General features: G+C 58.4%; 10 protein-coding genes and 1 pseudogene. 4 read left to right on the top strand and 7 right to left on the bottom strand.

All coding sequences use genetic code 11. From position 1 onward, the window contains the following. The first annotated feature begins 149 nt into the window (after positions 1 to 149). Both DNI29_RS16615 and DNI29_RS16610 read left to right on the top strand, forming a co-directional pair. Positions 150 to 833 (top strand): hypothetical protein, encoded by a 684-nt coding sequence (locus DNI29_RS16615; protein WP_123823291.1) that lies wholly within the window; start codon positions 150 to 152, stop codon positions 831 to 833. Positions 834 to 913: 80 nt separating this feature from the next. Further along, a complete protein-coding gene (locus tag DNI29_RS16610) occupies positions 914 to 2,608 on the top strand; it encodes an alpha/beta fold hydrolase (RefSeq protein WP_110979251.1) in 1,695 nt (564 codons plus the stop codon). A 200-nt stretch (positions 2,609 to 2,808) separates the two neighbouring features. On the opposite strand, the gene DNI29_RS16605 is transcribed toward DNI29_RS16610, so the two are convergent. The 4 genes from DNI29_RS16605 to DNI29_RS16590 form a co-directional block, all read right to left on the bottom strand. Then, complete coding sequence (locus DNI29_RS16605; RefSeq protein ID WP_110979250.1) at positions 2,809 to 3,090, bottom strand: hypothetical protein; 282 nt, start codon at positions 3,088 to 3,090, stop codon at positions 2,809 to 2,811. 155 nt (positions 3,091 to 3,245) lie between these two features. Continuing rightward, positions 3,246 to 6,599 carry a DEAD/DEAH box helicase gene (locus DNI29_RS16600; protein ID WP_110979249.1) on the bottom strand — a complete coding sequence of 1,118 codons (3,354 nt, stop codon included), beginning with the start codon at positions 6,597 to 6,599 and terminating at the stop codon, positions 3,246 to 3,248. A 212-nt stretch (positions 6,600 to 6,811) separates the two neighbouring features. Continuing rightward, positions 6,812 to 7,273 carry an RES family NAD+ phosphorylase gene (locus DNI29_RS16595; protein ID WP_110979248.1) on the bottom strand — a complete coding sequence of 154 codons (462 nt, stop codon included), beginning with the start codon at positions 7,271 to 7,273 and terminating at the stop codon, positions 6,812 to 6,814. Positions 7,274 to 7,282: 9 nt separating this feature from the next. Then, complete coding sequence (locus DNI29_RS16590) at positions 7,283 to 7,744, bottom strand: Xre family toxin-antitoxin system antitoxin (protein ID WP_238388127.1); 462 nt, start codon at positions 7,742 to 7,744, stop codon at positions 7,283 to 7,285. A 185-nt stretch (positions 7,745 to 7,929) separates the two neighbouring features. Between DNI29_RS16590 and DNI29_RS16585 the strand changes: the two genes are divergently transcribed. Next, the gene (locus DNI29_RS16585; RefSeq protein ID WP_110979247.1) at positions 7,930 to 8,442 is read left to right on the top strand and encodes a hypothetical protein; all 513 of its coding nucleotides are present in this window, start codon (positions 7,930 to 7,932) and stop codon (positions 8,440 to 8,442) included. Positions 8,443 to 8,448: 6 nt separating this feature from the next. On the opposite strand, the gene holA is transcribed toward DNI29_RS16585, so the two are convergent. Next, positions 8,449 to 9,525, bottom strand: coding sequence for a DNA polymerase III subunit delta (holA, locus tag DNI29_RS16580; RefSeq protein ID WP_110979246.1), 1,077 nt, complete (start codon positions 9,523 to 9,525; stop codon positions 8,449 to 8,451). Between the two features lie 232 nt (positions 9,526 to 9,757). Between holA and tyrS the strand changes: the two genes are divergently transcribed. Next, positions 9,758 to 11,056 (top strand): tyrosine--tRNA ligase, encoded by a 1,299-nt coding sequence (gene tyrS, locus DNI29_RS16575; protein ID WP_110979245.1) that lies wholly within the window; start codon positions 9,758 to 9,760, stop codon positions 11,054 to 11,056. 328 nt (positions 11,057 to 11,384) lie between these two features. On the opposite strand, the pseudogene DNI29_RS25265 reads toward tyrS, so the two are convergent. Together DNI29_RS25265 and DNI29_RS16565 are read right to left on the bottom strand one after the other, a co-directional pair. Further along, positions 11,385 to 11,558 (bottom strand): annotated as a pseudogene (locus tag DNI29_RS25265) (BF3379 family histone-like protein); the annotation flags it as partial. Between the two features lie 241 nt (positions 11,559 to 11,799). Next, a complete protein-coding gene (locus tag DNI29_RS16565; RefSeq protein WP_110979243.1) occupies positions 11,800 to 13,050 on the bottom strand; it encodes an aminotransferase class I/II-fold pyridoxal phosphate-dependent enzyme in 1,251 nt (416 codons plus the stop codon). Positions 13,051 to 13,271 lie beyond the last annotated feature (221 nt).

The raw sequence follows: 13,271 nt of genomic DNA, 5'->3' as shown, positions 1-13,271 counted from the left end.
TCCTGTATACCTCTATGCAACGGTTCTATTCTGCTTTGTTCGCCGGGCTTACCGGCCTCTGCTTCGTTGGGGCCTCTGCTCCTATTTCTCCTACCCCCGCCTACCCACAAAACCCCGCCATTTCCGATGCGCAGGGCCGGCCCCGGGATATGACCACGTTTTATTTTCCGGCAGCTTTACCATCTGTTGATCAGTTGACGGACAAAATGCAGTATTCGCAGACCGCTTATTGTCAGATGGGGTTGGCATCTGCCTCGGCCAATCTGTTTTTCTTTAAGGCTCCAGTACTATCGAACTATTACCTGGGCAACGATACCTACCGGTTTCTGTGGCTGCGCTCCTTCCACCGGCCCGTACTGCTGACGCTAACTCAGCAGGCCGGCGGCGCCACGTTATGGACCCAGTTTCTCACTAAATCGGCTACAGCGCCCAGGCTTGAGCAAATTCTGTTCGTCCCGCCTACCGCCTCGCAAGCTGAAGCTGCACGACTACAGAGGGAATTCGATGCAAAACGCAAAAACCCAAAGGTGCAGCGCGAACTAGCCGAGCATAACTGTCCAGCGGAGCCGCTACCTCAGCTAGAGACTGTTCATTCTATTACGCCGCGGCAGTGGCAACAGGTCGAACAGCTGCTAGCGACTAGTAGCTTTCAGCAATTGCCGCCTTGCGAGTTATCTCCCGCAACGGATGGGGCTTATTGGGTATTCGAATCCCACCAAGCCAACGGCTACCACATGGTTTTTCGCCATAGCCCAGATAAGCGGGATGGTTTCCGCAAAGCCTGCGAATATCTTATCGAGTTGAGCTCGGCACGCAACGAGGAGCGTTACTAAGCCAAACCGGGCACTTAGGTGGTTCAAGGCAACCTTCCGCCTGCCGGGCGGCTCCCTTAGCCAACTCCCTCCTTCTTTCCATGCGTCTGTTCCCGTACCTGCTCTGCCTGCTGAGTTTAGTTACTACCCCCCATTTACTTGCCCAAACCCTGCTGCAAGGCACCGTGCTGGATGCGCAGACCCAGGTGCCGGTGCCCTTTGCCTCGGTGGGCGTAGTGGGCAAACCCCTAGGGACGGTGGCCGATGAGCAGGGGCGTTTCCAGTTTACTACCCCCACCGACCTAGCCGAACCCGTAGTTGTTTCGTGCGTGGGCTACCAGTCGGCCACCTTGCCCGCAGCCACGCTGCAGGCCACCGGTCAGGTAGTGCGCTTGCGCCCCAGCGGCGTTAGTCTGGCGGCCGTGACGGTGCGGCCGGGCAAGGTGAAAACCAAGACGTTTGGCCGCACCAGCAGCTCCTCGCTGATGGGGGCCAACATGTACACCGAGGCCGGGTTGGTGAGCGATGCCCTGGCCAAAGAGCAGGGCACCATCATCGGCATTGACAAGGATTGCCGTCTGCGCGACTTCAACATGCATGTGGCCTTCAACCGCTTCAAATCCGTGAAGTTCCGGCTAAACCTGTACAGCGTAAAAGCCGGCCTGCCCGACCAGCCCCTGCTCCGCCAAGATGTACGCTTCGACGTGACCCAGCCCCGCGGCTGGGTGCGGGTGGATCTGTCGCCCTACCAGGTGCAGTTGCAGGGCCAGCGGGAGGTAGCCGTAACCATTCAGTGGCTGCAGAGCGAGGCCCAGGAAGGCGCCCCGAAGGCTTTTGGGATATCGGCTGTACCCGCGCCGGGCCATAGCATCCTGACCCGCAACAAAAGCCAAGCGGCCTGGCAGCAACTGAAGGCCAGCTACCTCAGCTTCTACCTCACTGCCGACTCCTACGGTGCCAGCAAATCCGCACCCACTTCCCCTGCTGCCGACTACGAACTACCCGACAGCCTGCGGTATCTGCGCTACCTCGCGGCGCCTACCCTGCCCAATCTTACCAACCACAATCACTACGGCGAAAATGCGCAAGCGGGCCGCTACGTAGCCGTGAAGGGCGGACAGCTGTACTACGAGCGGTACGGGAAGGGTACCCCACTCCTGCTTCTGCACGGCAACGGTCAATCCATTGCCGCCTTCCAGCGGCAGATCGGCGAGCTGGCTCAACACTTCGAGGTTTTTGCCGTGGACACCCGCGCCCAGGGCCGCAGCCAGGACCACACCAGCGCCGACTTCACCTACGACCTGTTTGCGGATGACACGCGCCAGCTACTCGACTCGCTGGGCCTGCGCCAGGTAGATATTCTGGGCTGGAGCGACGGGGGCAACACGGCCCTGACGCTGGCGCTCCGCCACCCCGCGTACGTGCGCCGCCTGGCCGTCATGGGCGCTAACCTGTTTCCCACGCCCGAGGCCATTGAGGCCGATTTCCTAGCGCTTCTGCGCCGGCAGCTGCGGGAAGAACAGCAGCTCCCCACCCCTGATCTGAACCGTACGCGCTTACTGCGCATCCTGCTGCAAGAGCCCCTGCTGACGTTTGCCGAGCTGCAAGGGGTAGCGGCTCCTACCCTGGTCATGGCCGGTCAGCACGACGTAATTCTGGAAGCGCATACCCGGGCCCTGGCGAAGGCCTTGCCCCAAAGCGAGCTAGTCATCTTTCCCAACACCACCCACTACGCTCCCCAAGAGGCCCCGGAGGCATTCAATAAAGCCGTGCTGCGGTTTCTGCAACAACGCTAGCGGCTTATCCAGTCAGACTGCTTGAATAGCGTATAAACAAGGTCATGCTTAATCCAACTACTTCGTGTCATGCTGAGCTTGGCGAAGCATCTCTACCTCTGGCTAACTTCCGCTGTGAGGACGAAGCGGTAGAGATGCTTCGCCAAGCTCAGCATGACACATTCTCTATCTATTACGGTCTGTATAGCCTTGGCGCTGCCCTACACTTGGCGCACCAGCGTCACCTCATCGCGGGTGAAGTCGAAGCGGCTTTTCTCAACGGACGTGCGGCTGACGGCTACACGGGGCGGCTGGAGTTTAGCCTTACGGCCGGCTTCAATCTGGGCCTCGCCGGTAATGTCCAGGGTAGCTACTACCTCCTCATTCAGGCGCAACTCCCACGGGCCGGGCTTCATGGGCCCGTCGAGCCGGCCCACGAGAAAGGTTTCCTTCGGCGACATAACAATGATGTCGAGCACTTGCATGGTGGGGGCTTCGGGCATGGGATGGGATAGGAAAAATAATGGAGAGCGGATAACCGGTAGGGCCAAGTTACGGGCCTGATGCCAAACCAGCTGTCATTCCGAGCGAAGCGAGGAATCTGGGTCAAGCATTAAGAGACTAACCCAGATTCCTCGCTTCGCTCGGAATGACAAGATTACGCAAACAACTCAAGCAGCTCTTGCTTCGAGAGGGTTTTCAGCAGGGCGGCGTCGGTGCGGATGAGGTCCTGGGCCAGCTCGCGCTTGGTTTGCTGGAGCTGCATGATTTTCTCCTCCACGGTGCGCGGGCAGATGAGGCGCACGGCTACTACCTTCTTGGTCTGCCCGATACGGTAGGCGCGGTCGATGGCCTGGTTTTCTACGGCGGGGTTCCACCAGGGATCCACCAAGTACACGTAGTCGGCCTCGGTGAGGTTGAGGCCGGTGCCGCCGGCTTTTAGGCTGATGAGAAACACGCGCACCTGCTCGTTCTGCTGAAACTCCTGCACGGCTGCGGCCCGGTGGCGGGTTTGGCCGGTAAGCTGCTGGTAGGGAATGTCATGTGCTTCCAGCATGGGCCGGATCAGGTCGAGCATGCCCACGAACTGGGAGAAGATGAGGATTTTGTGCTGGGGCGCGTGGTTTTGTAGCTCTTCTAACAGCACTTCCAGCTTGGCCGAGGCCGCGCCGTAATCGGGACCGTCGGTAAGCAAGGCGGGTGAGTTACAGATTTGCCGGAGCCGGGTCAGCCCCTGTAGCAGGTGCATGTGGTCTTTCCCGAGTACGTCTTCGCGGCGGCCTAGCAGCAGGTTACGGTAGTCCTCTTTGCAGGCCTCGTACACCCGGCGCTGCTCGGGGCCCATGTCGCAGTAGAGCACCATTTCGGTTTTGTCGGGCAGCTCGGGGGCTACCTGGGCTTTGGTGCGGCGCAGCACAAAGGGCCGGATTTTCTGCTGCAAGGCCCGGGCTTGGCTGTCATCCTTAAACTTGTCGGTGCGGGTCGCGAAGTGGGCCTTGAAATGGGCCCGGCTGCCCAGCAAGCCCGGACAGGCAAAGGACAGCAGCCCGTAGATGTCGTAGGTATTGTTCTCCAGGGGCGTGCCCGTGAGCACCAGCCGGTTGCGGGCCTGCAGCCGACGCGCCGCCTTGTAGCGCTGCGAGTCGGGGTTTTTAATGGCCTGGGCCTCGTCCAGAATCACATAGTTGAACTGGTAGCTCTGCAGGGCGCGTACGTCGGCTACCAGCGTGCCGTAGGTTGTCAGCACGATATCGTAGCCGTCAAACTCGGTGGCGTGCCTGATCCGGCTGGCTCCGTGTAGGGTATGCACCCGCAGCGTGGGCGCGAACTTCGCTACCTCGGCCTGCCAGTTAAACACCAGGGAAGTGGGCACTACGACTAAACTGGCGGCCCGCTCCCCTTTCTCGCGCTGGAGCAGCAGAAACGCCAGCACTTGCAGGGTTTTGCCTAGGCCCATATCATCGGCCAGGCAGCCCCCAAACTGAAAGGTATCCAGGAAATTCAGCCAGTTCAGCCCTTGGCGCTGGTAGTCACGGAGGGTAGCCTGCAGCCCAGCTGGCACGGGCGCGGCCTGAATGCCGCCAAAATCGGCCAGGGCTGCCCGGTAGTCGGCGAGCTGGGCGCGGGCCTCGGGGGTGAGTTCTTCGGGCTGATACAGCTCTTCCACGGCCGCGAAATTGACAGCGGGAGTGCGGAGCTGCTCCTCCACAACTTCGGCGGCGGCAAAGTAGCGGGTGAACTTATCGAGCCACTCCTGGGGTAGGATGCCGCGGGTGCCGTCGTCGAGGGTGACGTAACGGCGCTGGTTGCGCACGGCCTGGTAGAGCTGGGGCAGGGAGGCCTGCTGCTTGCCGAAGCGCACGCCCAGCTTGGTGTCAAACCAGTTCGTTTCCCGGCTCACCTGCACCGTAATGTGGGCCTTGTGCGGGTTGAGGTTGTTGCCTTTGAGCTGGTTGAAGCCCAGAATGGTGATGCCCTGGGTGCGCCAGTCCTTAAACGCCTCCAGAAACCAGTCCTCATCCAGAAACTGCTTTTTGGGTACGTACAAGGCGTCGAGGTGAAGCTGCTCCTCGAAGTGGGGGTAGTGGCGCATCAAGGCTTTTAATAGCCGGGTTTCGGCCGCCGCGTCGCGGGTCACGGCAAAGGTCTGGCCCAGCGCGTCCGTGTCCTGGAGCTGCTTGCGCGAGAGCACCGACACTTCCCGCTCGCCGTAGCGCATCACGGGCAGCACCTCTACGTGCGCCCCGGCCTCGGAGAGGTAGAGCAGCGGCGTGGGTTCTTCCTGGTACCCGCCCAGAGCCAACTGCTGAGGCGTGGCGGGCCGCACGTAGGTGTAGTGAATGTGGAGCTTGTCTTCAAGGCCGGCTAGCACGTCCTGCTGAAACTCCGGGAACTTGCTTTGGTGCAGCAGCAAGGTGTTGCTGCGCTTCTTGAAAAACTCCACCACCCGCCACACATCTAGGTCATCAAGCAAATATAGGTCGTTGTGCAGGGCCACGAAGTAGTCGTAGCGAATGGTCACATCCTGCAAAGCCAGCAGCTGATCCAGCACGCTGAGCTGGCCCGACACCCGGTAAAACTCGCCCTGCTCGGTCACCAGCAGGCGCAACTCCAGCCGGGCCCGGTGCACCCGCACCGCCGCTACCGACTGGGCCGTAGGCTTCTCGCCCTGAGCAGCCTGGTGGGCATACACGGGTAATTCCAAGGGGTTTTTCACTACCGCCCGCAGCGCCTCAAGAGCCTGGGCGGAGCGCTCCTCTTCGTAATTGTGCTGGAAGCGCGCCAGTCCGGTGTAGAACTTGAGCACCTCGGGGTCCGACACGCTCCAGATGCCATCCAGCGGGTTCAGCACCGTCAGGGGGTTGCGAAGTTTGCCCGCGGCGGTAGTTTCTGCCTCGATGAGTTGCAGCGTCAGGTGGCCGTAGTAGCGGTGGCGAGTCAGCAGTACGGCGCGCGTGGCGGCGGGCTCGGCCGGGAGTAGCTGCCGTTTCTCGGGCAGGAGTTGGCGCACCAGTTCCTGCTTAGTAGCCGCCGTGAGGGGTAGCAGCTCCGGCTGCCGGGGCGTAATACTGGTTTGACCTTCGGTATAGATTAGCTGAAAATGCTCGTCGAGGTTGGGTTGCTGCTCCAGCCCGTAGTCCCGCGCCACGGCCCGGAGCCGACTCTGGCGCAACGGGGCATCGAAGAAAATCCGCAGCTCCCGGCGCTGCACCAGGGCTAGCAGCACCAAGGCCTCGTGCCCACACAACCGCCCAGTGGGCTCCGCGCAGGTGCATTGCACCACCAAGTCCGTATTCTGGTCTACGGTAACCTCAGGCACTACCCCTCCGCCCAGGCTAAACCTCCCGTAGTTTATCCTCAAGTCTTCAGGAAGCACCGCATTCAGGGCCCGGCCCTCCGGCAGTATATCGGCGCCGTGGTGCTGCTCGATGATGGCGCTGGTCAGGTCGGGAATGGTAAGCCCGGGGAAGGTGAACTGATGGTCGTAAGGTAGTTCCGGCGTGTTGGGCATTGCTCCGGCTTCGGTGGTCGGTGTAGAGACGGGACACTTCGCGTCTGGTCGTTGGTGTGGTTAGTTCTTTTGTCATTCCGACGCAGGAGGAATCTGGGTCAAGCCATTGGGAGACTAACCCAGATTCCTCCTGCGTCGGAATGACAGCTATTATCGGTTGTTCTGGCGCTAAGACATGAATACGCGTCTTTACAAATCAGCACCAGTGATTCCTACCCCACATCGGCAGCCTTAATACGGGCGTCAAAGCTGAATTCTTCCCGCCCCACTATCTGAATGCGCTTGAACTCGGGGTGGCGGCTGTTGAGGATGTAGTTATGCTCCTGCGGAATGATGGACGAGGGCACCCGCAGCACCGCCGATTGGCGCGCTGTGTACCAAGCCGCGCCCAGGGGCTGACAGAGGGCGTAGCGGCTGGCTTTTTCCCAGTTTTTAGGCAGTTGGGCGAGGCCGATTTCTTTGATTGCTAAGTCATCGGGCACGTCAATCACCAGCACCCGGAACTGGTCGTTAAGGCCTTCCCCACTCCGGTGCACCACGTTCTCCAGGCAGGCCAAGGCCCGCGACGAAGCCGTATAAATCACGAATTGGTCTTTGTAATTCCAGCGGGCCCGGTAGCCGGAGGCAAACAGGTCATCGGCGTATTTGGCCAGGCAGATGCGGTATACCAGCATACCCCGGGGCTACGATAAGTCGCCGTAGGCAATGCGGGTCAGCTCCTCGGCCACCAAATCAATGCCGCCGCTGGTTTCCAGCAGCCGCAGCGGCACCTCTTGGTCGAGGCCGTGGGCGGGCTTGTCCAGCCACCGCAGAAAAGCCGCCGCCTCCCCGAATACCTCCAGCCCCAGGTTATAGAGGCTGATAATCTTCAGGGTCTTCTCGCTGCTAGCTGCGCTCAGGGTTTTCTTTTCCTGCGAGTATGTGCGCAGGGTTTTTGTGGAAAGCTCGTAGATGGCTTCCAGCTCGTTGGCTTGCAGCTGAAACGCCTCGGCTACCTCAAACGCCGTGGCGGCCGGCACCCCTTTGCGCGCTTCCATTACCAACGTAAACGCATCTTGGCCAGCTTGGCCCCAGGCCGCCCACTTCTTGCGCAGAGCGGCGGGCATGGTAGCGGTAATTTTGGGAGGATGAGCAGCGGCAGCCATAGGTGTGGTAGTTTGACAGGTCGAACTTAGAGAAATTTTTCCGATTAACGCGGAAATTTTTCTTTGGGTTCGATTACGCAGTTCAGCTCTTAAGACACCTTTGAAACATTGCGCTCTTACAAAGCATGTTTAATAACTAATATGTCGATATCTAACTTTGAATAGCTTAACTCAATAATATACCCATGGAAATGACAACCAAAACGTTGTTACTTCTGACGCTTGCTTTCATCTCGTGCAATAGAATATCACCCGCAGGGTTTTGGAGCAATTACAGAGCCGACTTACTAGCGAAGAATATTGGCGACCAAGGCCCTTACGGTGGGCACAAGGCACTTTATTGGAAATCCGACAAGCCATATACTTTCTCAGCAGCTACTATTCTTGACTTTGCAAGTAAGAATGGCTGGGCACTTACTGATAGCGTAGAGTTCAACCAAGATCAGACAAGTCAATGGACCCACAACAACCGGGCAGTTTTTCCATTAACGAGTGCAGGTTTTACTATCCCAGTTTTGAATGACACCCAACTAGAACGCTTTCCAAGGTGGTTTGATGGACCGCTACAGGTGTACAAGTTCAGAACCAGTTGGGTACTGATTGAGCCAGGAACAGATAATTCTACCGAGGGAAATGGTTTTGTTATAATGAACAGAAACAGAACCCAAATGGCAGTTTATCACTCGTGGGGTGAGTGAAAAGTGCTACATCCCTACCACGGCGTGCAGGGGCACGGGATGTAGAATCAGCCACACCAACTCCCGCAGGATTTCGCCGTCGGTCATGGAGCCCGAGTCGATGCCTTTGCTTTGGGCGTCGGCGCGGCGGATGAGGTGGACGATGTCGCGGGTGCGCTCGAAGGAAAAGACTTTCAGGCCAGTTTGGTAGTCGCGGCGGGCGTAGGCGTTGGCGAGGTTCAGGCGCTTCCAGTCGGCTTCGGTGGGGTTGGGCAACTGGTGCAGGGCCAGCAACCGCGAGAAGTAGTTGAACAGCAGCGTCAGGTTCGGGATGAGCGGGTTGTTCTTGGGGTTAGCTTCGAAATAAAGCAGAATGCGGTTGGCCTTGAGCACGTCGCGCCGAATAAGCGCCGACTGCAGCTCGAAGATGTTGTACTCTTTGCTGATGCCCACCATGCGCTGCACCAGGTCCTCGTCAATGATGTGGCCCGGCAGCAGGTTGATGAGCATCTTATCGACCTCGTTCGTGAGCCTACCCAGTTCGGCCCCGATGTACTCGGCCAGCATGTTGGTAGCCTGGGACGTAATCTGCTGGCCCTTTGAGCGCACATAGTTCGTGAGCCAGGGCGCCACCTGGTTGTCGTAGAGCTTTTTGCTGGTGAGCAGCACCGTGCCAGCAGGTGCAGGGTTGTTTTTGTCGCCGGTGAGCAGCTTGCCCAGCTTCTTGCGGGCATCCAGGGTTTTGTGCTTGTAGCAGAAGACCAGCACCGTGCTTTGCAACGGATTTTTGAGGTAGGCCTCCAGAAACGGCCACGCCTTTTCAGCTTCCAAATCGGCCACGGCCTGGGCTTCCTTCACGATAACGACCGAGCGCTCGGCCATCATGGGGAAGCGCTTGGCCTGGTTCAGGATACCGGCCACGTCAGTATCCTTGCCGTAGAGCACCACCTGGTTAAAGCCCTTCTCGTGCTCCTGCAGCACCGTTTTTTCCAGCAGCTCGGCTACCAGATCAATATAGTACGGCTCCTCCCCTTGCAGAAAGTACACGGGCGCAAACTGCCGCTGCTGGAGCTGCTTCAGAATTTCGTCGGCGGTGAGGGTCACGGAGCGAAGGCGTAAAAGAGTGGATGAGTGAAGTGGGCACTGGTTGGCGCTAGGCGTACTGGCAACGGAAGCAACCGGTGATTTTCACTCTCAAAAAGCAAAGGTACTGCTACCTTTGTCCAGTTGTAATAGGCTTCAGCTGGTTTCTCAAGGAGTGCTGGCGGGGCTCACTGGCGGCCTTCGTGGTTTGCCAGGGCCAACTCACGTATTCACTCATTCACCCATTTACTCAGTGGATTTAATAGAAGAACTGCGCTGGCGGGGCATGTTTCACGACATGATGCCGGGTACCGACGAGCACCTGCGCCAGAACGCGCCCATCACCGGCTACATCGGCTTCGATCCTACGGCGCCTTCCCTGCACATCGGCAATCTGGCTACCATTATGCTGCTGGTGCACCTGCAGCGTGCCGGCCACCGGCCCCTGGCCCTGGTGGGCGGCGCCACCGGTATGATTGGCGACCCCTCGGGCAAGTCAGCGGAGCGCAATTTGCTGGATGAAGAGGCCCTGCGCCGCAACCAGGCCGGCATCCGGGCTCAGTTGGAGAAGTTTCTGGTGTTCGACGACTCGCCTACCGGCGCCCGCGTGGTGAACAACTACGACTGGTTCAAGGAGTTTGGCTTCCTGCAGTTCCTGCGTGAGGTAGGCAAGCACCTCACCGTGAACTACATGATGGCTAAGGACTCCGTCAAGCGTCGCATCAGCGGCAACGAAGAGTCGGGCGCCGAGGGTCTGAGCTACACCGAGTTCAGCTACCAGCTGCTGCAGGGCTACGACTTTTACCACCTCTACAAAGAGCTGGGCACCACTCTGCAAATGGGAGCCTCGGACCAGTGGGGCAACATCACCACGGGCACCGAGCTGATCCGGCGCATGTCGGGCGGCGAGGGCAAAGCCTACGCCCTCACCGGCCAGCTCATCACCAAAGCCGACGGCACCAAATACGGCAAGAGCGAAACCGGTACCGTGTGGCTGGATGGCTCCATGACCTCGCCCTACCAGTTCTACCAGTTCTTCCTCAACGCCGCCGACGCCGACGTGCCCCGCCTCATCCGGGTGTTCACGCTCCTACCCCAGGCAGAAATCGAAGCCCTGGAAGCGGAGCACGCTCAGGCCCCCCACCTGCGCACCCTGCAAAAAGCCTTGGCCAAGGACGTCACCATCCGGGTGCACGGCGAAGCAGCCTACGAGGCGGCACTGGCAGCTTCCCAAGTACTCTTCGGGGGTGGCGACCTGGCTACACTTGATGAGGCAACGCTACTGGATGTATTTGCCGGCGTGCCGCGCGTAGAGGTGTCCCGCGATACACTGTCCGAGCAGAACGTTATTGGCCTGCTCAGCGAAGCCACTAACAGCGTCATCTTCCCCTCCAAGGGCGAAGCCAAAAAGATGATCCAACAGGGCGGCGTGAGCCTCAACCGCAGCAAAGCTACCCTAGAGCAGCAGGCCACGGAAGTACCGCTGTTGCTAAACCAGTACATTGTGGCGCAGAAGGGCAAGAAGAATTACTACCTCATAAAGGTAGTATAACCCCTACCCCCTTAAAACACTCAACCCCCTGGTGCCGGCCGGCACTAGGGGGTTGAGTGTTTTAAGGGGGTAGGAAATAATAAGCAAAGAGCCCGACTACAGATAATGGCTCAAGCCAAGCGGCCTTCACTGCTACTGCCTGTAGAAGCAGTTCCTACCCCACCACAAACAGTAAGGCCTCACCAATAGCTGGTGAGGCCTTAGATGAAGCTATTGCTACCGCAGGCTCTGCGGTGCCGAATTACTTCTTTTTAGCAGGAGCAGCTTTCTTAGCGGCCGGAGCGGCAGCTTTCTTAGCCGGAGCAGCTTTGGCCGGAGCAGCCTCACCACCTTCGTTCTTCTTGTTTTGCACCTCGGTGCGGATGGTCTGGGCCATGTTCTTCAGCTCCTGCATGCCCTTGCGCACGCGGGTGCCAGCAGCCGAGTTGTTCTTGTCGTAGAACTTTTCGAAGTCAGCTTCCAGCGACATCACGAGGTCCTTCAGTTGGCTAAAATTGCTCATTTGGGAGGGGTTGTTTGGTGTGGAAAAATGTGTTTAACCGGCCCTAATATACAGGGATTTCAAATACAAGCAAGTTGCCAAGTTTTTTTATCAAAGGCCTTTTCCAGCCTTATAGGGCACTTTTTATAGATGAACTACCTATAACCAAGCTGAACACTCCCCAACCCACCCACAGAATAATCCTAAAACAAAAAGCCAGCCCTCTTACGAGAGCTGGCTTTTGTACTTAGCGAAGCCGTGTTTAGCTCTGCAGGCCGGCAGGCACTTCAGCCTTGGAGTATAGCCCGTTGCGGAGCTTCTCCTGCACGGCCTCAAAGGCCTTAATGGTAGTGGCTACGTCTTCGAGCGTGTGCACTGCCGTTGGGATGATGCGGAGCATAATCACGCCCTTCGGAACTACCGGGTACACCACAATAGAGCAGAAAATACCGTGATTCTCACGCAGATCGAAGGTTACTTGGGTAGCATCGGGGATTTGACCTTCCAGCAGCACCGGCGTTACGGGCGAGGTGGTAGTACCAATGTTGAAGCCTTTTTCGCGCAGACCGCTCTGCAGGGCCCGTACAATGGTCCAGAGGTTTTCCTTCAGCTCGGGGCGAGTACGCAGCAGCTCCAAACGCTTCAAAGCGCCCACTACAAGCGGCATGGGCAGGCTTTTCGCGAAAATCTGGCTGCGCATGTTGTAGCGCAAATATTCAATTACGTTCTCGGGACCAGCTACGAAAGCACCAATGCTGGCCATGGACTTCGCAAACGTCGAAAAATAAAGGTCAATGCCATCTTGCACGCCCTGTTCTTCGCCGGTTCCGGCGCCGGTAGCGCCCATGGTGCCGAAGCCATGAGCATCGTCCACGAACAGGCGGAACTGGTATTTCTCCTTCAGGGCTACTACCCCCTTGAGGTCGCCCTGGTTGCCCGACATGCCGAACACGCCCTCGGTAATTACCAGAATGCCGCCGCCGGTTTCGTCAATGATGCGCTGAGCGCGCTCCAACTGCTTCTCCAAGCTAGCCATATCGTTGTGCACGTACACGAAGCGCTTGCCCGCGTGCAGGCGTACCCCGTCGATAATGCAGGCGTGCGACTCGGCGTCGTACACAATCACGTCGTGGCGGCCTACCATGGCATCAATAATCGATACCACGCCCTGGTAACCGAAGTTGAGCAGCATGCAGTCTGGCTTTTGCACGAACTCGGCCAGCTCATTCTCCAGCTGCTCGTGCAGGTTGGAGTTGCCCGACATCATGCGTGCGCCCATGGGTAGGGCCATGCCATATTCAGCAGCCGCATCGGCGTCGGCTTTACGTACTTCAGGGTGGTTAGCCAGGCCTAAATAGTTATTCAGGCTCCAGGTGAGAACCTCTTTACCGCGGAAAATCATGCGCGGCTTAATCTCACCTTCCAGCTTGGGGAAAGTGAAATAGCCGTGCGCGTAATGTGAATGGCTACCCAGCGGGCCGCGGTTGGCGGCAATCTTCTCAAATAGATCCACGAGGGAACGGGTTGAATGTGAAACGAAAACGAGCGGTTATGCCCAAGGACCTAACGCCCGAGTAATGTACAAAGTTATGGCAATCCGCAAAGGTAGCCGCTTTCGGGCTGCATCCAACCTCCAGGAAAATGCCCGGCAGCGTTTTCTGGTGCGCCCGGAATGGCGTTTCTTTGAGAGTGCAAAGCCAACATCACCTGTCATCCTGACCGGGAGCAAAGGAC

The organism is Hymenobacter sediminis, from assembly GCF_003231285.1.
In the GTDB taxonomy this organism is placed as follows: domain Bacteria; phylum Bacteroidota; class Bacteroidia; order Cytophagales; family Hymenobacteraceae; genus Hymenobacter; species Hymenobacter sediminis.
The sequence above is the reverse complement of the archived record's forward strand: the minus strand, read 5'-3'. Positions and strand labels throughout refer to the sequence as shown.